20 protein-coding genes are annotated in these 21,587 nt (G+C 74.9%); 13 read left to right on the top strand and 7 right to left on the bottom strand.

Annotated features, from left to right (window positions below):
- The first annotated feature begins 1 nt into the window (after position 1).
- From KDL28_RS17695 to KDL28_RS17735, 9 genes are all read left to right on the top strand, one after another.
- Positions 2-1,204, top strand: coding sequence for an MFS transporter (locus KDL28_RS17695; RefSeq protein WP_252439972.1), 1,203 nt, complete (start codon positions 2-4; stop codon positions 1,202-1,204).
- Positions 1,205-1,284: 80 nt separating this feature from the next.
- Positions 1,285-1,803, top strand: coding sequence for a hypothetical protein (locus KDL28_RS17700; RefSeq protein WP_252439974.1), 519 nt, complete (start codon positions 1,285-1,287; stop codon positions 1,801-1,803).
- A 78-nt stretch (positions 1,804-1,881) separates the two neighbouring features.
- A complete protein-coding gene (locus tag KDL28_RS17705) occupies positions 1,882-2,727 on the top strand; it encodes a DUF4097 family beta strand repeat-containing protein (protein ID WP_252439976.1) in 846 nt (281 codons plus the stop codon).
- A 27-nt stretch (positions 2,728-2,754) separates the two neighbouring features.
- Positions 2,755-3,711 (top strand): ATP-binding cassette domain-containing protein, encoded by a 957-nt coding sequence (locus KDL28_RS17710; RefSeq protein ID WP_252439978.1) that lies wholly within the window; start codon positions 2,755-2,757, stop codon positions 3,709-3,711.
- Entirely contained in the window at positions 3,708-4,499 is a 792-nt protein-coding gene (locus KDL28_RS17715) for an ABC transporter permease (protein ID WP_252439980.1), read from the top strand. Before KDL28_RS17710 ends, KDL28_RS17715 begins: the two co-directional genes overlap by 4 nt.
- A 138-nt stretch (positions 4,500-4,637) precedes the next feature.
- The gene (locus KDL28_RS17720; protein WP_252439982.1) at positions 4,638-5,834 is read left to right on the top strand and encodes a cytochrome P450; all 1,197 of its coding nucleotides are present in this window, start codon (positions 4,638-4,640) and stop codon (positions 5,832-5,834) included.
- 183 nt (positions 5,835-6,017) lie between these two features.
- Complete coding sequence (locus tag KDL28_RS17725) at positions 6,018-6,746, top strand: DoxX family protein (RefSeq protein WP_252439984.1); 729 nt, start codon at positions 6,018-6,020, stop codon at positions 6,744-6,746.
- Between the two features lie 129 nt (positions 6,747-6,875).
- Entirely contained in the window at positions 6,876-7,232 is a 357-nt protein-coding gene (locus tag KDL28_RS17730; RefSeq protein WP_256502000.1) for a YciI family protein, read from the top strand.
- Positions 7,229-8,503: an RNA polymerase sigma factor gene (locus KDL28_RS17735; RefSeq protein WP_252439988.1), complete on the top strand. Its 1,275-nt coding sequence runs from the start codon at positions 7,229-7,231 to the stop codon at positions 8,501-8,503. The genes KDL28_RS17730 and KDL28_RS17735 overlap by 4 nt, the downstream gene beginning before the upstream one ends.
- A 202-nt stretch (positions 8,504-8,705) precedes the next feature.
- On the opposite strand, the gene pcaD is transcribed toward KDL28_RS17735, so the two are convergent.
- From pcaD to KDL28_RS17750, 3 genes are all read right to left on the bottom strand, one after another.
- Positions 8,706-9,473, bottom strand: a complete 768-nt coding sequence (gene pcaD / locus KDL28_RS17740; RefSeq protein WP_252439990.1) for a 3-oxoadipate enol-lactonase — start codon at positions 9,471-9,473, stop codon at positions 8,706-8,708.
- 70 nt (positions 9,474-9,543) lie between these two features.
- Complete coding sequence (locus tag KDL28_RS17745; RefSeq protein WP_252439992.1) at positions 9,544-10,329, bottom strand: CoA-transferase subunit beta; 786 nt, start codon at positions 10,327-10,329, stop codon at positions 9,544-9,546.
- Positions 10,326-11,135 (bottom strand): CoA transferase subunit A, encoded by an 810-nt coding sequence (locus tag KDL28_RS17750; protein WP_252439994.1) that lies wholly within the window; start codon positions 11,133-11,135, stop codon positions 10,326-10,328. The genes KDL28_RS17745 and KDL28_RS17750 overlap by 4 nt, the downstream gene beginning before the upstream one ends.
- Before the next feature lie 159 nt (positions 11,136-11,294).
- Here KDL28_RS17750 and KDL28_RS17755 point away from each other — a divergent pair, with 159 nt between their 5' ends.
- The 3 genes from KDL28_RS17755 (at position 11,295) to KDL28_RS17765 (ending at position 14,890) form a co-directional block, all read left to right on the top strand.
- Positions 11,295-12,161, top strand: a complete 867-nt coding sequence (locus tag KDL28_RS17755) for an aldo/keto reductase (RefSeq protein WP_308216018.1) — start codon at positions 11,295-11,297, stop codon at positions 12,159-12,161.
- A gap of 86 nt (positions 12,162-12,247) precedes the next feature.
- The gene (locus KDL28_RS17760; RefSeq protein ID WP_252439996.1) at positions 12,248-14,407 is read left to right on the top strand and encodes a hypothetical protein; all 2,160 of its coding nucleotides are present in this window, start codon (positions 12,248-12,250) and stop codon (positions 14,405-14,407) included.
- 141 nt (positions 14,408-14,548) lie between these two features.
- On the top strand, positions 14,549-14,890 hold the full coding sequence (locus tag KDL28_RS17765) for a hypothetical protein (protein WP_252439998.1): 342 nt from the start codon (positions 14,549-14,551) through the stop codon (positions 14,888-14,890).
- 79 nt (positions 14,891-14,969) lie between these two features.
- Here KDL28_RS17765 and KDL28_RS17770 read toward each other — a convergent pair whose 3' ends face one another.
- Together KDL28_RS17770 and KDL28_RS17775 are read right to left on the bottom strand one after the other, a co-directional pair.
- Positions 14,970-16,295 (bottom strand): amidohydrolase family protein, encoded by a 1,326-nt coding sequence (locus KDL28_RS17770; protein WP_252440000.1) that lies wholly within the window; start codon positions 16,293-16,295, stop codon positions 14,970-14,972.
- Positions 16,292-16,912: an NYN domain-containing protein gene (locus KDL28_RS17775; RefSeq protein ID WP_252440002.1), complete on the bottom strand. Its 621-nt coding sequence runs from the start codon at positions 16,910-16,912 to the stop codon at positions 16,292-16,294. Before KDL28_RS17775 ends, KDL28_RS17770 begins: the two co-directional genes overlap by 4 nt.
- Positions 16,913-17,080: 168 nt before the next feature.
- Between KDL28_RS17775 and paaI the strand changes: the two genes are divergently transcribed.
- Entirely contained in the window at positions 17,081-17,467 is a 387-nt protein-coding gene (gene paaI / locus KDL28_RS17780; RefSeq protein WP_252440121.1) for a hydroxyphenylacetyl-CoA thioesterase PaaI, read from the top strand.
- Positions 17,468-17,642: 175 nt separating this feature from the next.
- Here the strand turns inward: paaI and KDL28_RS17785 are convergent, their stop codons facing one another.
- Both KDL28_RS17785 and KDL28_RS17790 read right to left on the bottom strand, forming a co-directional pair.
- Positions 17,643-20,285, bottom strand: a complete 2,643-nt coding sequence (locus tag KDL28_RS17785) for a hypothetical protein (protein WP_252440004.1) — start codon at positions 20,283-20,285, stop codon at positions 17,643-17,645.
- 12 nt (positions 20,286-20,297) lie between these two features.
- A complete protein-coding gene (locus KDL28_RS17790) occupies positions 20,298-21,548 on the bottom strand; it encodes a histidine decarboxylase (RefSeq protein ID WP_252440006.1) in 1,251 nt (416 codons plus the stop codon).
- Positions 21,549-21,587 lie beyond the last annotated feature (39 nt).

Raw genomic sequence — 21,587 nt, forward strand, 5'->3', positions numbered from 1 at the left:
CATGGCGCTCGGTCCGGCCCGCTCGGTGATCACGCTGCTGGCGCTCTCGCTGTCCACGTTCGTGTTCGTGACCACCGAGACCCTGCCGATCGGCCTGCTGCCACTGATCGCCGACGACCTGGGCGTGACGCAGGCGGCGGTCGGCCTGCTGGTCACCGGCTACGGCATGGTCGTGGTGCTCGCCACGATCCCCCTCACCCGCTTCACCCGGCGCGTCCGCCGCCGTCCCCTGCTGGCCGCCCTGCTCGGGGTCTCGGTGGTCGGCACCTCGGTGAGTGCACTCGCCGACGACTACCCGGTGCTGCTCGCCTCCCGGCTGGGGGTCGCGCTCAGCCAGGCCCTGTTCTGGTCGGTCGTCACCCCGGCGGCGGCCGCCCTGTTCCCGGCGGCGACCCGCGGCCGGGCGCTGTCGATCCTGTACGCCGGGAGCTCGCTCGCCGCGGTCGCCGGCGTACCGGTAGGCACCTGGCTCGGGCAGCTGGCCGGCTGGCGGAGCGCGTTCCTGGCCGTCGCCGCGCTCGGACTGATCCCGCTGCTGGTCGTCGCCGTGCTGCTGCCCGAGGCACCCGCGGGCGGCCACGAGTCCGACCGCGGGTCGGCGCCGGACCGGGGCCGCTACCTGGCCCTGCTGGCCGCCACCGCGCTCGCCGTCAGCGGTGCGTTCAGCGCCTTCACCTACGTCAGCCCGTTCCTGGTCGAGGTGGCAGGCTTCCCCCTGGCCGCGACCGGGCCGCTGCTGCTCGCGCGCGGCATCGCCGGTGTGCTCGGCGTGCTGGCCGTCGGCCTCCTGGTCGACCGGAACCCGTGGCTGACGATGACCGCCGTGGTGGGGCTGCAGGCGGTCGCGCTCGGCGCGCAGTACGCGCTGGGGGCGGTGCCGGTCGTCGCGGTCGTCGCGGTCGCGGCCGCGGGGCTGGCACTCTCGGCGCTGGCCGCGGTGCTGGGGGCCCGGGCGCTGGTCGTCGCCCCGGGCAGCACCGCCATGGCCTCGGCGGGCGCGTCGACGGCGTTCAACGTCGGCATCACCGGCGGCGCGCTGCTCGGTGGGCTGCTGCTGCCGGCCGGGGTGGGGACCACCGCCCTCGCCGGCGCGCTGCTCAGCCTCGCGGCCCTCGTCGTGCTCCTCGCCGAGCCCGCCCTGTCCTCGACCGGTCGCCGGAAGGCCGTCGGCGAACCTGTGCGCATCCACCACGCGGTGGGCTGAGTACCACCGCTGAGCCAAGTTGGTGCCATGTTGAGCCAATGTGACTTGCCGGTGGTGCCATGCTGTGCCAAAGTGGTGCCATGGATCTGACCTCGTACGTCGCCTCGCTCGGTCGAGAGCTGCTGACCGCCGTCGAGACCAGCGGCGAGGACGCCGGTGCGGTGGTCGAGCGGTTGACCGCGTCGATGGAGTCGGCGATCCGGCTCGCTCTGCTGGAGGCGCTGTCGGCCGCCGCCGACGAGATCACCCGCGACCTGGCCCCCGGTTCGGTCCAGGTCCACCTGCGCGGGCGCGACCCGCAGTTCGTCGTAACGCCCCCGCCGGTGGAGCCGCCGCCCGCGGTCACCCCGGACCCCGGCGCGACCCCGGCCGACGACGCCGTCGCCGGCCTGGAGGACGGCCCGGCGGTGCGGGTCAACCTGCGCCTGCCCGAGCAGCTCAAGGCGGCGTTCGAGGAGGCCGCGGGCAAGGAGGGCCGCTCGCTCAACGCGTGGCTGGTCCGGGCGGGCGCGACCGCGCTGCGGGGCCCGGACCGCGATCCCGGCCCCGAGCCGCGCGGCAGCCGCAGCGCGCAGCACTTCACCGGCTGGGCGCGCTAGCCGGCGCACTGATCCAGGTACCTCCACAACGCCCCCACCAGCGGGGATGTTCTTCCGACCCACCCAGAGGGGACAGCCATGCCTGTTTTCGCCACTCCGCAACCGATCTCCGCCACGATCGAGCTCTACGCGGGCGAGCTGCAGATCGTCGCCGGCGACCGGACCGACACCGTCGTCGAGGTCCGGCCGAGCGACGAGTCCGACGAGTCCGACGTGCGGACCGCGCAGCAGACCCGCGTCGAGTACGCCGACGGCCGGTTGACCGTCCGCGGGCCGCGCTCCCGCGGCATGGACTTCTCCAAGAAGACCAGGTCGGTCGACGTGGTGGTCGAGCTCCCCGCCGGCTCGCAGCTGCAGGGCCACCTGACCGCCGGTGACCTCCACGTGACCGGCGCGCTCGGAGAGTGCCGGTTCACGTCGTCGGTGGGGCACTTCCACCTCGAACGGACCGGCCCACTCCGGCTGAGCACCCTCGGGCGCATCACCGTCGACGCGGTCGAAGGCGACGCCGACATCACCACCGGCAGCGGGAGGGTGCGGATCGGCGACGTCGACGGCACCGCGGTCGTCAAGAACTCCAACGGCGACACCGACATCGGCACGGTCACCGGCGACCTGCGGGTGCGCGCGGCCAACGGCGACATCTCGGTCGAGCGGGCCGAGGCCAAGGCCGACCTCAAGTGCTCCAACGGCAGCATCCGCGTCGGCACGGTCGTGCGCGACTCGATCACGCTGACCACCGCGGCGGGTGACCTCGACTTCGGGGTCGCCGAAGGCACCGCCGCGTGGCTCGACCTGAAGACCGGGCACGGGCGAGTGCGCAACGAGCTCGACGGCCTCGGCCAGGGACCGGCGGAGTCCGAGCAGACCGTCGAGGTCCACGCCCACACCTCCTTCGGCGACATCACCGTCCGCCGCTCCTGACCCGACCTCTCGAGAGGAGGACCTCCCATGACCACGTCACGCCGATCGGCCATCACGGCCACCGGACTGCGCAGGTCGTTCGGCGACCACGTCGTGCTCGACGGGATCGACCTGGACGTCCCGCGCGGCACCGTCTTCTCGCTGCTGGGCGCCAACGGCGCGGGCAAGACCACCATGGTCAAGATCCTGTCCACGCTGATCCGCGCGGACGGCGGCAGCGCGCGGATCGCCGGCCACGACCTGGCCGCCGAGCCCGACGCGGTCCGCGCCGCGATCGGCGTCACCGGCCAGTTCTCCGCGGTCGACGACCTGCTGACCGGCCAGGAGAACCTCCGGCTGATGGCGGACCTGAACCACCTGGGTCGGGCCGCGGGCAGGCGCCGGGTCGCCGAACTGCTCGAGCAGTTCGACCTCGTCGACGCGGCGGGGAAGCAGGCCGCGACCTACTCCGGGGGCATGCGGCGCCGGCTCGACCTCGCGATGACCCTGGTCGGCACCCCCCAGGTGATCTTCCTCGACGAGCCGACCACCGGGCTGGACCCGCGCAGCCGCCGCGCCATGTGGCAGATCGTGCGGGACCTGGTGGCCGGCGGCGTCACCGTCTTCCTCACCACCCAGTACCTGGAGGAGGCCGACGAGCTCGCCGACCGGATCGCGGTGCTCGACCACGGCAGGATCGTCGCCGAGGGCACCGCGGACGAGCTCAAGCGGCGCATCCCCGGCGGCCACGTCCTGCTGCGCTTCGCCGACGCGGGCGGGCTCGAATCGGCCGCGCGCGTCGTGGGCCAGGCGTCCCGCGACGGCGACGCACTCGCCCTGCGGGTGCCGCACGACGGCGACGTCCGGTCGCTGAAGGCGCTGCTCGACCGGCTCGACGAGAACGCCGTCGAGGTCGACTCGCTGAGCATGCACACCCCCGACCTCGACGACGTCTTCCTCGCCCTCACCGGCAGGCCCGACAACGAGAAGGTGACCCCGCGATGAGTACCGCCTCCTACGCACTGGCCGACTCGGCCACGATGGTGCGCCGCAACCTCATGCGGCTGGTGCGCTACCCGTCGCTGACGGTGCTGCTCATCGGCATGCCGGTCGTCTTCCTGCTGCTGTTCGTCTACGTCTTCGGCGGCACGCTGGGCGCCGGGCTCGGTGGCGCCTCCGGCGGCCGGGCGGAGTACGTCAACTACGTCACCCCGGCGATCATCCTGATGACGATCACCTCGGCGATCCAGGGCACCACCATCGCGGTCGCCACGGACATGACCGAGGGCATCGTCGACCGGTTCCGCACGATGGCCATCGCCCGCGTCTCGGTCCTGACCGGGCACGTCGTCGGCAGTCTGGTCCAGACGGTGCTCGCCATCGCGGCGGTCATCGGCGTCGCGCTGCTCATCGGCTTCCGGCCGTCGGCCGACCTCGGCGGCTGGCTCGCCCTCACCGGCGTCCTGGTGCTGATGGCCTTCGCCTTCATCTGGCTGTCGGTCGCGTTCGGCCTGGCCAGCAAGACCATCGAATCGTCGAGCAACGTCGGCCTGCCGCTGGTCCTGCTCCCGTTCCTGAGCAGCGGTTTCGTCCCGACCGACTCGATGCCCACCGTGCTGCGCTGGTTCGCCGAGTACCAGCCGTTCACCCCGCTCATCGAGACCATCCGCGGCTTGCTGATGGGCACCCCGCTGGGCAGCAGCCTGGTCATCAGCCTCGGTTGGTGCGCCGTCATCGCGGGCGGTGCATACCTCTGGTCGAAGACGCTGTTCAACCGCGAGTCCACGCGCTGAGCAGCGGTCCACCCGCCCCCATCGAGCGGAGACCGAGGGGGCCGACCGGGCCTATCAACTACGTACACACATGCGTATAAAGATCTTGGGCGGGGCCGCGAAGACGGTCGTCCGCCCGCACCGATGAGAGGAACGACCATGGCCCACCCCGTCACGACCATGCCGACCGCGCGCCAGGCCGGTCGCCCGTTCGACCCGCCCGCCGAGCTGGTCGAGGCCCGCGAGCACAGCCCGATCAGCCCCTACACCTTCCCCGCGGGCGAGCCCGGCTGGCTGGTCACCGGGTACGACCTGATGCGGGCGATCCTGGCGGACCCGCGGTTCAGCTCGCGCAAGGAGCTCATGCTCCACCCGACCATCGACTACAGCGGCATCGAGATGCCGACGGCGCCGCCCGGCGAGTTCCTGCTCATGGACGAGCCGCTGCACAGCCGCTACCGCAAGCCGCTGGCCGGCAAGTTCACCGCGCGGCGGATGCGGCTGCTGACCGAGCGCGTCGAGCAGGTCACCACCGAGCACCTGGACGCCATGGAGCAGGCCGGGCCGCCTGCGGACCTGGTGACCGCGTTCGCCAAGCCCATCCCCACCATCATGATCTGCGAGCTGCTGGGGGTGCCCTACCGGGACCGCGGCTCCTTCCAGGAGAACATCGACAAGTTCATGAACGGCGAGACGAGCGACGAGGACCTGATGGCGGCCTACGCCGCGGTCCAGCAGTACCTCGCGCAGCTGGTGGTCGCCAAGCGCGCCGACCCCACCGACGACGTGCTCAGCGAGCTCACCGACAGCGACCTCACCGACGAGGAGCTGCGCGGGATGAGCCTGATCCTGCTGGCGGCCGGGCTCGACACCACCGCGAACATGCTGGCGCTGGGCACCTTCGCGCTGCTGCGCAACCCGGCGCAGCTGGCCGCGTGGCGCGCCGACCCCGGCCTCACCGACCGCGCCGTGGAGGAGCTGCTGCGGTACCTGAGCGTGGCCAAGACGTTCTTCCGGGCGGCGCTGGAGGACGTCGAGCTGGGCGGGCGCACCATCAAGGCGGGCGACCGGCTGATCCTGTCGCTGAACACCGCCAACCGCGACCCCGAGCGCTTCACCGACCCCCACGCGCTCGACCTGCACCGCGAACCCGGCGGGCACCTGGCCTTCGGCCACGGCATCCACCTGTGCCTGGGCCAGCAGCTGGCCCGCGTCGAGATGCGGGTCGCGTTCCCCGCCCTGATCACCCGCTTCCCCACGCTGCGCCTGGCCGTCCCGGCCGAGGAGGTCGGCCTGCGACCGGAGAGCGCGGACATCCACGGGGTGAAGAACCTCCCGGTGACCTGGGACGCCTGACCGCGACCCGGTGGCGCCGGCCGCCCGGCGGTCGGTTCGCCGCGCGATGACCACTGCTCGCCGCTCGGGGCGACCGGTCGGCCGGCTCTCGGCGGTCGTCGCTTGATTGTCGGGACCGCCCGGTCAACTATCGGGCGTCCGCGCACACGCGACTGCCGAGAGTGACCCACGGAGGCCTGCTCGATGAACGGCGCCCTGCCCGAAGCCGTCCGCGATGTCGCGCTGCTCGTCGCGCGGGTCGTCCTGGGCGTGGTGCTGTTCGCGCACGGCTGGCAGAAGGTCGTGATCTACGGGGTCGCCGAGACCCGCGACCAGTTCGAGGCGCTCGGCATCCCGGCCGCGATCGCCTCGTCGTCGTTCGTGGCGTTCGTCGAGTTCGTCGGCGGCGTGCTGCTGGTGCTCGGGGCGCTGACACCGCTGGTGGTCGGGCTGCACCTGGTGGTGATGATCGGGGCGGCGGCGTTCGTGCACGTCTCCAACGGCATCTTCGCCGCCGACGGCGGGTGGGAGCTGGTCGGCGTGATCGCCGCCGCCGAGCTGGTGCTGGCGGCCTGCGGGGCCGGGCGGTTCAGCGTCGACCGGCTGATCGTGGTCCGGCTGCGGCGCGGCCCGGCGATCGCGCCGCCGGGCGCCGAGCCGGTGACCGCCTCGGCCGGGGGTCGCCACGAGAAGCTCGACACCGCCGACGCCGAGCCGGTCACCTCGGCCTTCCCGGTCGTCACCGGGGCCAACTTCGCGGTGCAGCCCGACGCCCCGATGTTCGGCGAGCTCCCGCCCACCTCGGCGCTGCCCGAGCAGACCGGCCGGCCCCGGCGGATCCCCCGCCCGATCACCCCGCTGCAGTCCCGCGCCGACGCGCCGCGCCGGTCCGACCCGCGCCAGCTGGACCGGTCGGACGACACGACCGGCTGATCGGCCACCCGGCCCTGAGCTGCTGCCCGTCCCGCGGCGCCGGACGTCGAGAACCGGGTGGCCGCTCCGACCGGTCCGTGCCGGCACCCGACGCGGGGCCGCTGACCGAAGGAGCCACCCGTGAAGTTCATGCTGCTGATCTACAACAACCCGGCCGCCATCGAGGCGATGCCCGAGTCCGAACGGGCGCAGATCTTCGCCGACGTCGACGCGATCATGGCCGAGCTCACCGAGTCCGGCGAGCTGGTCGGCGGGGAGGCGCTCGCCCCCGGGGAGCAGGCCCGGACCGTGCGGGTGCGGGAGGGCGTGCCGGCCGTCACCGACGGCCCGTTCGCCGAGGCCAAGGAGGAGCTGGCCGGCTACCTCACCGTCGACTGCGAGAGCGTCGAGCGGGCCGTGGAGATCGCCGCCCGCTGGCCCGACGCCAAGCGGTGGGCCATGGAGGTCCGGCCGGTGATGACCCCCGACGCCGGGGCGGAGATGTGAGCACCGCCGGTACCGGCGCCGACCGGCGCGTCGAGCAGCTGCTGCGCGAGCTCGCACCCCAGGTGCTGGGCGTCCTCGTGCGCCGGTACCGGCAGTTCGACCTCTGCGAGGACGCGGTGCAGGAGGCGCTGCTGGCCGCCGTCGTGCAGTGGCCGGACGAGGGCGTCCCGGCCAACCCGCGCGGCTGGCTGATCACGGTGGCCGCCCGCAGGCTCACCGACGAGGTGCGCAGCGAGAGCGCCCGCCGCAGGCGCGAGGACACCGACGCCGCCATGAGCGCCGCGCTGAACCCCGCGGTCCCGGCTCCCGCACCCGACGACCCGCCCCCCGACGCCGACGACACCCTGCTGATGCTGGTGCTGTGCTGCCACCCGGAGCTGTCGGCGCCGTCGCAGATCGCGCTGACGCTGCGCGCCGTCGGCGGCCTGACCACCGCCGAGATCGCCGGCGCGTTCCTGGTGCCGGGGTCGACGATGGCCCAGCGGATCAGCCGGGCCAAGCAGCGGATCGCGGTCACCGGACGCGACCTGGGCGCCCCGGCCGGGACCGGCTTCGGCGACCGGATCGACGCCGTGCTGCACGTGCTCTACCTGATCTTCAACGAGGGCTACACCGCGACCTCGGGCGCCGACCTGCATCGCGCGGAGCTGACCGCCGAGGCCATCCGGCTCACCCGCACCGTGCACCGGCTGCTCCCGGCGGACGACGAGCTGGCAGGCGAGGTGGCCGGGCTGCTCGCGCTGATGCTGCTCACCGACGCCCGACGGGGCGCCCGCACCGGCCCCGGCGGCGCCCTGGTCCCGCTGGCCGAACAGGACCGCGACCGGTGGGACGCGGCGGCCATCGCCGAGGGCACGCAGCTGGTCACCACGGCGATGGCGTCCGCGCCGCTGGGTCCCTACCAGCTGCAGGCCGCGATCGCCGCCGTGCACGCGGAGGCCCGCACCGCCGCGGACACCGACTGGGCCCAGATCGACCAGCTCTACCGGGTGCTGGAGCGGGTGGCACCCAACCCCGTGGTCACCCTGAACCGGGCGGTCGCGCTGGCCATGGTCGCCGGCCCCGCCGCGGGACTCGACCTGCTCGCCGGGCTCGACGGCGACCGCCGGATGGCCGGCAACCACCGCCTGGACGCCGTGCGCGGGCACCTGCTGGAGCTGGCCGGCGACGCGACCGCGGCGCGCGAGGCGTACCGCCGGGCCGCCCGCCGCACCACGAGCCTGCCCGAGCAGCGCTACCTCACCGCCAAGGCCGACCGCCTCCCCGCCTGACGCCGACGCCCCCCCCGGCTACCCACCCCTTCACCACTCGTCCCCGCCCCGCCCCGCCCTGCCCCGCCCTGCCCCGCCCCCGTGTCAGGAAAGCCACCATCAGGACGCCAGGTGTCCTGATGGTGGCCTTCCTGACATTCGGGAGCGGGCGGGGCGCCGGCGTCGGCGGGGTGAGGGCGGGTGGGGCGCTGGGGAGGAGGGGTCAGAGGGCGGCGTGGGCGGCGATGAGGGGGGTGGCTTCGGCGGCGCGTTCGATGGTCGCCAGGTGGGCGGCGTGCAGGACCTCCAGCCGGGCGCCGGGGATGGCGTCGGCGATGGTGCGGGCGTGCGGGTCGACCGGGGTCGACGGGTCGGCGTCGCCGGCGATGACGAGGGTCGGCAGGGTGATCGAGGGCAGCCGGTCGCGGTGGTCCCAGGCCTCGATGGCCTGGCAACAGGCCAGATAGCCGTCGTCGGGCGTGCCGGCGATCATGTCGGTCGCCTCGGCCACGGCGTCGGGGTTCCGCTCGGCCCACTCCGGGGTGAACCAGCGGGAGGCGACGCCCGCCGCGATCGGGGCGGTGCCGGCGTCGCGCACGGCGGCGATCCGGTCGCGCCAGACCGTCTTGTCCGGGAAGTACGAGCTGGTGCAGCACAGGGTGAGGCTGCTGAGCCGGTGCGGGGCCTCGGAGCCCAGGTACATGCCGATCATGCCGCCCATCGAGAGGCCGCACCACGCCACGCGGTCGAGGCCGAGCTCGTCGAGCAGGGCCAGCACGTCGCCCGCGAGCTCGCCGATCGTGTACGGGCCCGCGGGGACGGGGGAGCCGCCGTGGCCGCGGTGGTCGACGCGGACCACGCGGAACCGCTCGGTCAGCGCGGCGACCTGCGGGCGCCACATCTGCAGCGTCGAGCCCAGCGAGCCGGACAGCACGATCGCCGGGGCGTCGCGGGGACCTTCGTCGACGTGGTGCAGCCGGACAGGGTTCATCGCACAGCCTCGCAGAGCTCGGCTGACGACGAGCGGAGGCGCTGTGTCGATGATTCGCTCGCGAGCTCGCTCATCGCGGGTCACCCACGGTGCGCATCGAGCGCAGGGTGCGCAGCTCGGTCTCGGTGGGCGGGGCAGTGATCATGAGGTCGGCGGAGACCTCCAGCTCCCATCCGGTCTCCGCGCGCACCCGCTCCACCTCGATGCCGTGGTGGGTCGCGGTGAGCACGAGCTCGGCGGTCTCCGGGTCGGGCTCCAGCACGCCCAGGTCGGTGATCACGCGCACCGGTCCGGCGCCGCGCAGGCCCAGGACCGAGCGTTCGGTCGGGCCGCTGCCGTGGCCGACCGAGGTCACGAAGTCGACGCGCTCGACGAAGGCCCTTGCCTTGTGCCGCATCACCACGATCACCTCGCGGCAGGACGCGGCGATCTCCGGGGCCCCGCCCGACCCGGGCAGGCGCACGGAGGGCTCGTCGTACTCGCCGATCACCGTGGTGTTGATGTTGCCGAACCGGTCGAGCTGGGCCCCGGACAGGAAGCCGACGTCGATCCGGCCGGGCTGCAGCCAGTAGTTGAAGATCTCGGGCACGCTGACCACCGACAACGCCGACGCGGCCAGCACGCCGTCGCCGATGGACAGCGGCAGCTCGTCGGGGCGGGTGTCCAGGGTGCCCGACTCGTAGATGAGCACCAGGTTCGGCGCGTGCAGCCGGCGGGCCAGGTTGGCCGCGGTGGACGGCAGGCCGATGCCGACGAAGCAGGCCTGGCGGTCGCGCAGCGAGCGGGCCGCGGCGATGCTCATCATCTCGTCGGCGGTCCAGGTGGTGCTGCCGGCGGCGGGTTCGGTCCTGGTCATGCGGCGTCCTCCCGCAGCGACGTGAGCCAGCGGCCGAACTCGTCGCGGTCGCGACTGATCCGGTCCCAGGCCCGGTAGGCGGCGTTGTCCCGGTCGTAGAAGCCGTCGGCGTAGGACGGCGCGGCGCCCCGGGGGACCTCGGCGACCACGTCGACCACCCAATGCGGCAGCACCACGGCACCGGGCACCGGCTCCAGCTCGTCGACGACCTCCTCGACGGTCGCCAGCGACCGGGTCGAGGCCAGCACCGCCTCCTTCTGCACCCCGACGATGCCCCAGATCTGCACGTTGCCCGCGCGGTCGGCGCGCTGGGCGTGGATGACCCCGACGTCGGGGTTGAGCGCCTTCACCGCGGCCAGCCGCTCCCCGGTGAACGGGCACTCGACCGAGGAGATGGTGTCGGTGTGCAGCGGCAGGTCGGTGCCGGCGTAGCCGCGCAGCACGGCGAACGGCAGCCCGGAGGCGCCCGCGACGTAGCGGTTGGCCATGCCGGCGTGGCTGTGCTCCTCGATCTCCAGCGGGGCGGGCCAGCCGCTGGCCAGCGCGTCGCGCATGCGGTGCAGCGAGCCGACCCCCGGGTTGCCGCCCCAGGAGAACACCAGCCTGCTCGCGCAGCCCGCGCCGATCATCTGGTCGTAGATGAGGTCGGGGGTCATCCGGACGAGGGTCAGCCCGCGCCGGCCCTGGCGGATGATCTCGTGCCCGGCGGCGAACGGGATGAGGTGGGTGAAGCCTTCCAGGGCGACGGTGTCGCCGTCGCGCACCAGCTCGGACACCGCCTCCGCCAACGACGCGATCTTGGCCACGGAAGAACGCTAGTGCCCCCGGCGGGGACCGGCAATCGGCGCGCCACGGCGCCGCCGCGCACGCCCCGACCGGGTTGCCCCGCGGGGTCGGGGCATGTCACAGGAGGCCCAGGTCACGATAGGACGCCGCCCCGTCGCCGCCGGTGCCACGCTGGCGTCGTGTCCAACCGTGCGAACGAACGTCCCGCGGACGCGGCCGGCCGGTTCCGGCTCGGCGCCGCGCAGGTGAACCGGCTGGGGTTCGGCACCATGCGGCTGACCGGGCCCGGCATCTGGGGCCCGCCCGCGGACCCGCGGGCCGCGGTCGGCGTGCTGCGCCGCGCGGCCGAGCTCGGCGTCGACCTGTTCGACACGGCCGACTCCTACGGCCCCGAGGTGGCGGAGGACCTGCTCCGCGAGGCCCTGCACCCCTACGACGGGCTCACCGTGGCGACGAAGGCCGGGCTGCTGCGGACGGGGCCGAACCAGTGGCACCCGTGCGGGCGCCCCGAGTACCTGCGCCAGCAGTGCGAGCTCAGCCTGCGCCGGCTCGGCGTCGAGCGCATCGACCTGTTCCAGCTGCACCGCGTCGATCCGACCGTGCCGGCCGACGAGCAGTTCGGGCTGCTCGCCGACCTGGTGGCCGAGGGCAAGGTCGCCGCGGTCGGGCTGTCCGAGGTCGGGGTCTCCGAGATCGAGCGGGCGTCCACGCTCGTCGACGTGGTCTCGGTGCAGAACCGCTACAACCTGACCGACCGCACCTCCGACGACGTGCTGCGCTACTGCACCGAGCAGGGCATCGCGTTCCTGCCGTGGGCGCCGGTCGCCGCGGGCAGGCTGGCCGAGCCGGGCGGGCCGGTGGCCGACATCGTGGCGCGCACCGGGGCCACGCCGTCGCAGGTGGCGCTGGCCTGGCTGCTGCAGCGCTCGTCGGTGATGCTGCCGATCCCCGGGACCGCCGACGCCGCGCACCTGGAGGAGAACGTGCGCGCCGCCGAGCTCGCCCTCGACCTGGAGATGGTCGAGAAGCTGGACGCCGCCGCCTGATCGGGCCACCCGCGCGTACGGGCGGTGACCGACCGACCCCGTGGTAGACACGCACGGGGGATGTCGATCGTCGGGAGGGCGCCGCGGTGGTGGGGGATCCGGAGGCGGACCTGCGCGACGCGCTGGCCACCGGTCGGGAGCTCGACATGGCCGGGGGCACCGTGCCGGCCGGTGTGCTGGCCGCGGTGCTGACCGCCGAACCGCCGCCCGGGGCGCCCGCCCTGCGGTTGCGCCGCGCCCGGCTCTCCGGGGTCCTGCGGCTCACCGGTGCCCGGGTCGGGGTCCCGGTCGAGCTGCGCGAGTGCGCTTTCGCCCATGCCCCCGACCTGCGGATGGCCGAGTTCGCCGGGCTCGCGCTGACCGGCTGCCGGTTGCCGGGGCTGCGCGCGGGCAACCTGCGCGTGGCCGCCGACCTGCTCCTCGCCGACGGGTTCACCGCCACCGGCCCGGTCACCCTGTCCGACGCGCAGATCGGCGGCTCGCTGCGGCTGTCGGCGGGGCGGCTGCGCGGCAGCGACGGGCGGGCGCTGCTCGCCGACCGGATCGTCGTCGGCGGCACCTTCTACGCGCGCCGCCTGCGCAGCGACGGCGAGCTCCGCCTGCCCGGCGCCCGGATCACCGGCAACGTCGACCTGGCCGGTGCCGACCTGGTCAGCCCCACCGGCGACGCGCTCGACATGACCGGGGTGAGCATCGACGGCAGCTTCCTGGCCGGGCGCCACGGCGGGGGACCCGACCTGGAGTTCCGGGCCACCGGGCGGATCCTGCTGACCGGCGCCCGGGTCGGCGGCGACGTGGTGCTCTCCGGCGCGCGCGTCGAGCGCGTGCCCACCCCCGGCCCTCCCGACCCCGAACCGGTGCCCGACGAGACCCGGATGCCGGTGGTGCCCGGGGGGATCGTCGACGCCGGGGCGTGCCTGGTGGCCGACCGGGTCCGCGTGGAGGGCAACCTCGAGCTCGACGACGGGCTGTCCACCGACGGCACGGTCCGGCTGCCCAACGCCGTGGTCGGCGGCTACCTCCGGCTGTCGGGGGCCCGGCTGCTCGGCCCGCACGGGGCCGGCGCCCGCGGCATCGCGCTGCTCGGCGACGGCATCGACGTCGGCGGCGACCTGGAGGCCCGCGACAGCGGCCGCGGCGCGCTGGTCTGCGGCGGCCAGCTGCGCCTGGTGGACGCCACGGTGCGGGGCAGCGCGAGCCTGTCGGGGATCACCCTCAGCGCGCCGGGCGGGTACGCGCTGCTGGCCGACCGGTTGCACATCGGCGGCGAGTTCTACCTGCGCCGGATGGTCTGCGACGGCACGGTCCGGCTGCAGAACGCCGAGATCGGCGCCACGCTCGACTGCACCGGGGCCCGGCTGACCGGGCCGCGGCGGCGCCCGGACGGGTCGCTGCGCCCGTCGCTGGACGCGCGGGCCGCCACGATCGGCAAGGACCTGGTCTGCGCGGGCGGGTTCAGCGCCGACGGCGGCGTCCGGATCCGGCGCGCGGACGTGGGCAAGGCGGTCCAGTTCACCGACGCGACGCTCGGCGGCCCGCCGGAGGTGGGCCGGGCGGTGTACTCGCTCAACGCCTACGCGCTGACGGCGGCGGAGCTGATCGTGCGCCCGGCCGCGCCTCCGGTCGGCCCGGTGCGGCTCGCCCGCGCGTCGGTGACCACGTTCGCCGACTCGGCGGCCCTCTGGGCGGCCGACGGTGGCGTCGACATCGACGGTTTCGACTACGGCGCGCTGTACGACACCCGAGCGGTGGACGTCCGGACGAGGTTGGCCTGGATCCGGGAGGTCATGCCGGACTACACGCCCGGCCCGTACGACCAGCTGGCCGCCGCGTACCAGCGCTCGGGCAACGAGGAGCTGGCCCAGGCGGTGCTGATGGAGCGCCAGCGCAGGCGCTACGCGGAGGCGGCCCCGGTCGAGCGGGTGTGGGGCTGGCTGCAGCGCTGGACGGTGGGCTTCGGGTACCGCCCGTGGCTGGCAGTGGGCTGGTTGGTGCTGTTCGCGGCCCTGGGCGGCACCTGGTTCGCGTTCAACCCGCCGACACCGGTCGACGACGGCCAGCACCCGGTGTTCAACGCGTGGATCTTCGCCGCGGACACCCTGCTGCCGATCGTCAACCTCGGCCAGGACGGGTACTGGCGCCTCGACGGCCCCTCGCAGTGGATCAGCACGGCGCTCGTCGCTTCGGGTTGGATCCTGGCCACGACGGCTGCGGCGGGTGCCGCCCGGGTGCTGAAGAGGACCTGACCGGGCAGCGCGATCCACTCCGAGGGGTGAAAGGGCCGCGGGGAGCGTGTTCGGGGGCCGCCGGGCCGTTTCCCCGCCCGGGTGTCCCCGTTGTGGGTGTCAGTGGCGCGTCGTTCCCCGGACCAGTGGAGGTGCCCGCACATGCCCCGACCGACCAGCGACCCGTACCGCCGTTCCCGCCGCACGCAGTTGCGCGTGCTCGAAGGGGGAGCGCCGGAGGACGGGGGATCCGGCAGGCACGCGCTCGACGAGGACGCGCTGCTCACCCCGATCTTCGCCGCGCTGGCGCGGCGGAACGGGCGGCGCCCGGCGCCGCCCGACCCGGTCGAGCGCTTCCGCCGCGACCCGCTGACCGCGCCGCTGCCGGTGGTCGTGCCGGCCCGGCGCCGCCCCGGCGCCCACGCGCGCGTCGAGCCGCTCCCGGAGCGCCCGGCCCACGGCAGGCACGCCCTGCGCCGCGCCCCCGCCTGGCTCCCCCACTGACCGTCGAGAACGAACTCGTCGTCATTTTGGACCGGTCCAAACGACAACAGCTTCGTTCTCGACGGGGGTGGGCGGGGGTTCAGGGTCGGATGGCGGCGGTGGCGGCGCGCAGGGCGGCGGTGGTCGCGGCCCGGTCGACCCGGGTGGGCTCGCCATCGGCGAGGACCTGCTCCCCGGCCACCCACACGTCCCGGACCAGCTTCGAGCCGCCCGCCCACACCAGGTTCGACACCAGCTGGGCGTCGTCGTCGGGGTCGACGAAGGTCGACTCGTCCAGCCCGATGTGCACGACGTCGGCCCAGCGGCCGGTCTCCAGCGCGCCGATGTCGTCGCGCCCGATCGCCGCCGCGCCCTCCCTGGTGGCCATCAGCAGCAGCTCGGCCGCGGTCAGTGCGGCGGCGTCGCCGCTGGTCACCCGGGCCAGCAGGCCGGCGAGGCGGCTCTCGGCCCACACGTCGAGGTCGTCGCCGGACGCCGGGCCGTCGGTGCCCAGGCCGACCCGCACGCCGGCCCGGCGCAGCGCGGTCACCCTGGCCACCCCGGCGGCCAGCTTGGCGTTGGAGCCGGGGCAGTGCGCGACCGCGGCGCCCTTCGCGGCCAGCAGCGCGATGTCGTCGTCGGACAGGTGCACGCCGTGCGCGGCCAGCACCCGCCCGCCCAGCACGCCGAGGTCGTCGAGCATCGCCGGCACCGAGCCGTGGGCGGCGCGCTGCTCCGCGTCCTCCTCCGTCGTCTCGGCGACGTGGATGTGCAGCAGGGCGCCCCGCTCGCGGGCGTGCTCGGCCACCGAGGCCAGCGCCTTCGGGGGCAGCGTGTACGCCGAGTGCGGGCCGTAGCCCAGCTCGATGCGCTCGCCCGGGCCCGAGCGCAGGCCGTCGCGGTCGATCCGGCGCGAGATGGCGTCGCGCATGGCCTCCCAGCTGCCCAACCGGTCCCAGCCCGGGGCCGCGATCACCCCGGGGGTCAGCAGCACCCGCGACCCGACCGCCGTGACGGCGTCGACCACCTCGCGGGTGAAGAAGTACATCTCGACGCTGGTGGTGCAGCCGTTGCGCAGCATCTCCACGCAGCCCGCGGCCATCCCCGCGCGCACGTGCTCGCCGGTCAACCGGCCCTCGGCGGGCCACATGACCTCGTGCAGCCAGCGCAGCAGCGGCAGGTCGCCGCCGAGCCCGCGCAGCACCGCCATGGGGGTGTGCGCGTGGGTGTTGACCAGCCCGGGCAGCAGCGCGCCGGGTAGCGCGCGCACGGCGGCGTCGGAGGCCGGGGCGCTGGCCCGCGGGCCGGCGAACGAGATCCGGCCCTCGGCGGTGATGTCCACGACCGCGTCCCGCACGACCGAGCAGCCCGGGTCGCAGGGGAGCAGGACCGGGGCGAGCAGCCGGACCGCGCCGCCGCCGGTCACCGGCGGGACTCGAGCAGCGAGCGCAGCGAGCGGAACGGCGGCAGCCAGGCGCCGGTGTCGGGCAGCGAGTCGAGCGTGATGCGCGGCAGCGGCTCGCGGAAGACGCCCTCGATGTCCTCCAGGTCGACGAACTCGATGACCTCCGAGTTCAGCGCGAAGCTGGCGTGCTCGCGGAACCCGATCACGGTGATCGGGATGCCCGAGCGGTGCAGCTCCTCCAGCGGCTCGCGGAACGCGCGGCCGTCGCCGGAGGCGACCACGACGTGCTCGAGGTGGCCCTCGGCGGCGCGCAGCCGGATGTGCGCCAGCATGTCGTCGTCGACGTCGGAGTCCTCGGTGACCTTCGGCTTGGCGAAGACCGCGAAACCGACGTTGCGCAGCGCCTCGACCCACGGCCGCACGACCTCGGTGCTGCCCGGCACGACGTTGGTGAACACCGTGGCCTCGGCGACCGACTCCGGGCCGGCCACGTCGAGCAGCCAGCGGCCCACGGCGTCGAACCGGGGCCGGAACGCCGACGTCGGCCGGGCGCCCAGCAGCGACCCGAGGCTCATGTCCATGTTCGGGGCGTCCCACACCAGCAGCGTGCGCGGCGCCGGGCCGGTCGGGGCGATCACGACGGCCGGTCCGGGACGCAGGCGGGCAGCATCCGCCGACCCTATCCGGGTGGGCGAGGGGGCGATCGGAGGAGATCGGCTTAGGGTCCGGTCGTGGACGATGCGGGTGGTGGCGCGGTCGACGGGGCGGCGGACGCGGCGGAGGTCGCGCGCGGTGCGGCGGCGGCGATGGAGCGGGCCGACCGGGCCGCAGAGGGCGCCGGGGTGCGGCTGCTGGATGTCGGCCCGGGGCGCGCCCGGGTGGCGATGACGGTGCGGGACCGGCACGTCAACGGGCACGGCATCTGCCACGGCGGCTACCTGTTCCTGCTGGCCGACGCGGCGCTGGCCTACGCGTCGAACAGCCACGGCGTGTCCGCGGTGGCCGCGGGCGCGGACATCGCGTTCCTGCGCCCGGTGCCGCACGGCGCCGAGCTGGTGGCCGAGGCGGTCGAGCGGGCGCTGGTCGGCCGGTCCGGGCTCTACGACGTCACCGTGCGGATGGGGGAGGCTCCGGTGGCCGAGTTCCGCGGCCGGACCCGCCAGGTGCCCGGACTGCCGCCGCCCCCGGCCTGAGGTGCTCGGCCGGGGGCGGTGGCGCTCGCGGTCAGCGGCCGGTCGGCCGGCTCGGTCGCGGCTGGGCCGGGCGGCCGTTGCCGGTGCACCCCGCCGCCGTGGCGGCTCTCCTCGTCGTGCTCATCTCTCCCCGTCCCTTCCTGTCTCACGCCGCGCCGCCCGGGTGGCGGCGCGGTCACTGGTCGGCGGTGGTGTCCATGATCAGGACTTCGCCGCTGTCGACGCAGGTCACGTAGGCGACGCGCCCGGTCGGGTGGGGCGCGACGCTGGTCGGCCCGGCGCAGACCGGGATCGTCGCGGTGACGGCGCGCGCCGCGGTGTCGACGACCGACACGGTGTCGTCCTCGACGTTGGCGGTGTAGAGGTAGCGCCCGTCCGGCGCGTAGCCGACGTCCTGCGGGGTGCGCCCCACGGGGACCTCGGCCACGGCGGCGCCCGCCGCGTCGATGATCGTCACGCTGCCGGCGTCGTAGTTGGCCACCGCGGTCTGCCCGTCGCCCACCGCGGCGCTCTGCGGGCTGGTGCCGACCGGGATCGTGGCCACCGGTGTCGCGCTCGCCGTGTCGAGCACGCTGACCACGTTCGACTCGTGGCTCGCCACGTAGGCCCGGCTGCCGTCGGCGGAGAACGCCACCCCGTGCGGGCTGGCGGGCACCGGGATCGACGTCGTGACCGCGTTGGTGGCGGTGTCGACGACGTCGATGCGGGCGTCGTCGTGGCTGGGCACCCACAGCCGGCTGCCGTCGGGCGTCACGGCGGCGGCGAACGGCCGCTGCCCGACCGGGATCGTGGTCAGCAGGGTGTCGGTGGTGGTGTCGAGCACCGCGACCAGGCTGACGGTGCGCGCGTCGTCGAAGACCGTGATGTAGGCGCGGCTGCTGTCGGGCGAGAACGCCACGAACCGCGGCGGCCCGGCCGGCACCGCGATCGTCGCGGTGACCTTGTCGAGGCTGGTGTCGAGCACCGAGACGAACCCGGCGGCGCGGTGCGCGATCAGCGCGGTCCGGCCGTCGGGGGCGACGGCGACGTCCCCCGGTGTGGCGCCGACCGGGACCACCGCGCGCACGGTCGGCACCGCGATGCTCGTGGCGATCGGTCCCACCGGGGCGGCCGGGACCTGGACGACCTCCGGCCGGCTCGGCGGGACGCCGACCGCGGCGGCCTGCCCGCCCGGTGAGGGCATCGGGCGCACGTCGACCAGCAGCACGCCCGCCACGGCCAGCGCGCCGAGCGCGGCGACGGTGCCCGCGGCGACGGGCAGCGCTCGGCGGACGGAGCCACGGCGCCGGGTCGGCGGTGCGGGCGGGTCGAACGGCGGCGGGGACGGCCGGTGGCCGTGCTCGTAGCGGGGGTCGAACAAGCCGTGGTCGTAGCGGGCCCGTTCGCGGCGGGCGGCCGCGGCGGGCGGCAGGCCCGGGGTCGGGCCGGGCCTGCCGAAGTGCGGGGCGGGACGGCCGGGCTCCGGCGACGGCCTGGCGGCCGGGTGGCCCGGTGGGAGCAGGCGGTCGGCGGGTGGCGGCACGACCCGGTCGGTGGGCGGGGCCGGCGGGACGATCCGGTCGGTGGGCGGGGTCGGCGGCACCACTCGGTCGGTGGGCCCGGCGGGCACCGAGCCGGGCCGGATCCGCTCCGTGGCCGGCGCCGGGCGGGCGCCGGGCACGGTGACCCGCGGGCTGGTCGGGTCGGCCGGGGCGGCGTCGGCGCCCGGGCGGCCGGTGGCCTGCGGGGTCGGGCCGCCGACCGGGGTCCGCGGGCCGGCCGGGTGCGGGGTGGGCGGGCGGGCCGAAGCGCGGGAGCCGGTGCCGGCGCCGGTGGGCCTCGACATCGCCGCGACCGGCTCGGCCGGCACCGCCACCGACGGGTGCCCGCCGGTGCGCTGGGCCGGCACCGAGACCCGGGGCTCCGGCCCCGGGCCGGAGGACAGCACCGTGCCCTCGACGGTTCCCGGGCTGGAGTAGTGGGACACGGTCCGTCCCAGGTCGACCGCCCCCGTCGGCACGACGACCGGGACGCGGGCGTCCACGCCGTGCGCGAGCTGCCCGATCCGCACCCGCACCTCGAGGTCGATGTGCGGGATGCCGCGGTAGGTGCGCACTCCCTCCAGGTCGGGCCGGTGCGCCGCGGAGACGAACCGGTCGGAGCGCCGGTACACCGGCGGTCCGAACGGGTCGCGCAGCCGCTCGTCGGTGGCCTGGCGGGGCAGCGGGTAGGTCGTGGGGAAGCGCAGCGAGTTGCTCAGCGCCCGGGTGCGCAGCCTCGGCGTCACCAGCAGCAGGAAGCTGACCGTGGCGCACAGGGTGAAGAAGTAGATCGCGAAGGCCGCGGTGGCGATGGTGAACTCGGTGAGCGTGAGCAGCGTGCAGGCCGCGCTGAACATGCCCGCGGTGTAGGCGCCGTGCGACTCCGACTCCGGCTCCCGGTAGGCCTTGACGATGGTGGGGACGCCGGCCAGCGCGTCGACGGCGATGCTCAGCACGATCGCCACCAGCCCGGACGCGGTGAGCTGCCAGGCCACCAGGGTGACCAGCGAGAACACCCCGCAGGTGATGTCGAGCCTGCTGAACTCCCAGTAGGCGCCGCCGACGAAGGAGGCCAGGAAGATCAGGCTCGGGATCAGGGCCACGGTCAGGGTGAGCAGCGCCGGCATCCCGACGCCCTCGGAGAGCTGCCCGAAGAAGGCCAGCCATGCGGTGACGGCCCACAGCCCCCAGGACACCCGGTTCGGCCGGGCCTGCCCGCGCACGGTGGCCATGACGTAGCCGATGCCGGCCAGGAAGTTGACCGCCACGCCGAGCCAGATGAACTGCTCGCTGATCATCGTCGTCCCCGTTCAGCCGACCGGTGGGAGACCGGTGTGCGGCGCGGCCGGCCAGCCGACGTGCTCGACGCGCTGGCGCTGCCACCAGCGCCGGCGCGCGGCGCGCGCCGGGGCGGCGGGCTGGTACTCGTTGCGCTGCTCGGCCACCAGCTCGTCGACGAACCGGTCGATGACCTCGGTGGTCACCCCCGGGACGCAGACGATGTGGCTCCACTCGCCGTGGGTGGCCAGCGCCCAGCGCTGGATCATGGCCGGGCTCGGCGCCTTCATGACCACGGTGAAGGCGTGCTTGTGCCGCCACGCCGCCCAGCCGGCCTCGGTCAGCCTGCGCACGGTGTGCGCGGCCACCGCCCGCGCCCGCTCGGCGCGGCGCTGGTGGTCGGGCCGGTCCAGGGAGCGCAGCGCCCACCACAGCTGCAGCACCGTGTGCCCCGAGCGGGAGCCGGCGATGGTCGCGTCGACCCCGCCGATGTAGCTGACGTTGCGGGCCACCCGGTCGCGGTGGCGGCGCCGGGTGATCAGCACGCCGCACGGCTCCGGCGTGGCCAGGAACTTGTGCCCGCTGATGGTCAGGCTGTCGACGTGGCCGACCTCGCTGAGGTTGACGCTGGGGTGGGTGCCGTGCAGCAGGACCAGCGGGATGCCGGTCAGCGCGGCGTCGACGTGGACGTAGCGGCGGTCGTCGGGGATGCCGACCCGGTCGAGCGAGACCTTGATCGCGGCCACGTTGTCGACGGCCTCGGTCATCGTGGTGCCCACCGTGGCCACCACGATGGCCGGGCGGTGGCGGTGGGTGTTCACCCGCTCGGCCAGCTCCTGGTAGTCCAGCTCGCCGCCGTTGCGGGTGGGCACCCGAACCGCGGGCAGGCCCAGCAGGTGCGCGGCCTTGGCCACGCTGTAGTGCGCCGTCTCGGCGAAGTAGACGACCCCGTTGGGCAGCGCGGTGCGGGCCAGGTAGAGCCCGTAGAGGTTGCCCTCGGTGCCGCCGGTGGTCACGCAGCCCCAGCGGTCCTGGCGGGGGGCCTGGAACCACTCGGCGAGGATCCCGACGACCTCGCGCTCGAGGTCCTTGACGTTGCGGTGCTCCAGCCCGGGCACCGTCGGATCGCCGATGTTGTTCAGCGTGCCCGGCGACAGCGGCGCGATGAGCGAGAAGTCGATGTCGGTGGCGGCCGGGAACCCGATCGGGGTGACCGGCGGCAGCATCCGCGCCGCCACCGCCTTCAAGGTCGGCTTGAGCTGCTCGGCGCGATCTCGACTCATCGCACTGCCTCGCAGGGCTCGGCCGACGCTTCGCCGGGA

Source organism: Pseudonocardia humida (assembly GCF_023898865.1).
GTDB classification, from domain to species: domain Bacteria; phylum Actinomycetota; class Actinomycetes; order Mycobacteriales; family Pseudonocardiaceae; genus Pseudonocardia; species Pseudonocardia humida.

Bases quoted from the DNA above. Each gene is read 5' to 3' on its own strand.
- KDL28_RS17765 (WP_252439998.1), top strand. From the start codon at position 14,549: ATGCCCCGACCGACCAGCGACCCGTACCGCCGTTCCCGCCGCACGCAG.
- KDL28_RS17745 (WP_252439992.1), bottom strand. From the start codon at position 10,329: ATGACCAGGACCGAACCCGCCGCCGGCAGCACCACCTGGACCGCCGAC.
- pcaD (WP_252439990.1), bottom strand. From the start codon at position 9,473: ATGAACCCTGTCCGGCTGCACCACGTCGACGAAGGTCCCCGCGACGCC.
- KDL28_RS17730 (WP_256502000.1), top strand. From the start codon at position 6,876: ATGCTGCTGATCTACAACAACCCGGCCGCCATCGAGGCGATGCCCGAG.
- KDL28_RS17725 (WP_252439984.1), top strand. From the start codon at position 6,018: ATGAACGGCGCCCTGCCCGAAGCCGTCCGCGATGTCGCGCTGCTCGTC.
- KDL28_RS17710 (WP_252439978.1), top strand. From the start codon at position 2,755: ATGACCACGTCACGCCGATCGGCCATCACGGCCACCGGACTGCGCAGG.
- KDL28_RS17715 (WP_252439980.1), top strand. From the start codon at position 3,708: ATGAGTACCGCCTCCTACGCACTGGCCGACTCGGCCACGATGGTGCGC.
- paaI (WP_252440121.1), top strand. From the start codon at position 17,081: ATGGAGCGGGCCGACCGGGCCGCAGAGGGCGCCGGGGTGCGGCTGCTG.
- KDL28_RS17700 (WP_252439974.1), top strand. From the start codon at position 1,285: ATGGATCTGACCTCGTACGTCGCCTCGCTCGGTCGAGAGCTGCTGACC.
- KDL28_RS17705 (WP_252439976.1), top strand. From the start codon at position 1,882: ATGCCTGTTTTCGCCACTCCGCAACCGATCTCCGCCACGATCGAGCTC.
- KDL28_RS17720 (WP_252439982.1), top strand. From the start codon at position 4,638: ATGGCCCACCCCGTCACGACCATGCCGACCGCGCGCCAGGCCGGTCGC.
- KDL28_RS17695 (WP_252439972.1), top strand. From the start codon at position 2: ATGGCGCTCGGTCCGGCCCGCTCGGTGATCACGCTGCTGGCGCTCTCG.
- KDL28_RS17790 (WP_252440006.1), bottom strand. From the start codon at position 21,548: ATGAGTCGAGATCGCGCCGAGCAGCTCAAGCCGACCTTGAAGGCGGTG.
- KDL28_RS17785 (WP_252440004.1), bottom strand. From the start codon at position 20,285: ATGATCAGCGAGCAGTTCATCTGGCTCGGCGTGGCGGTCAACTTCCTG.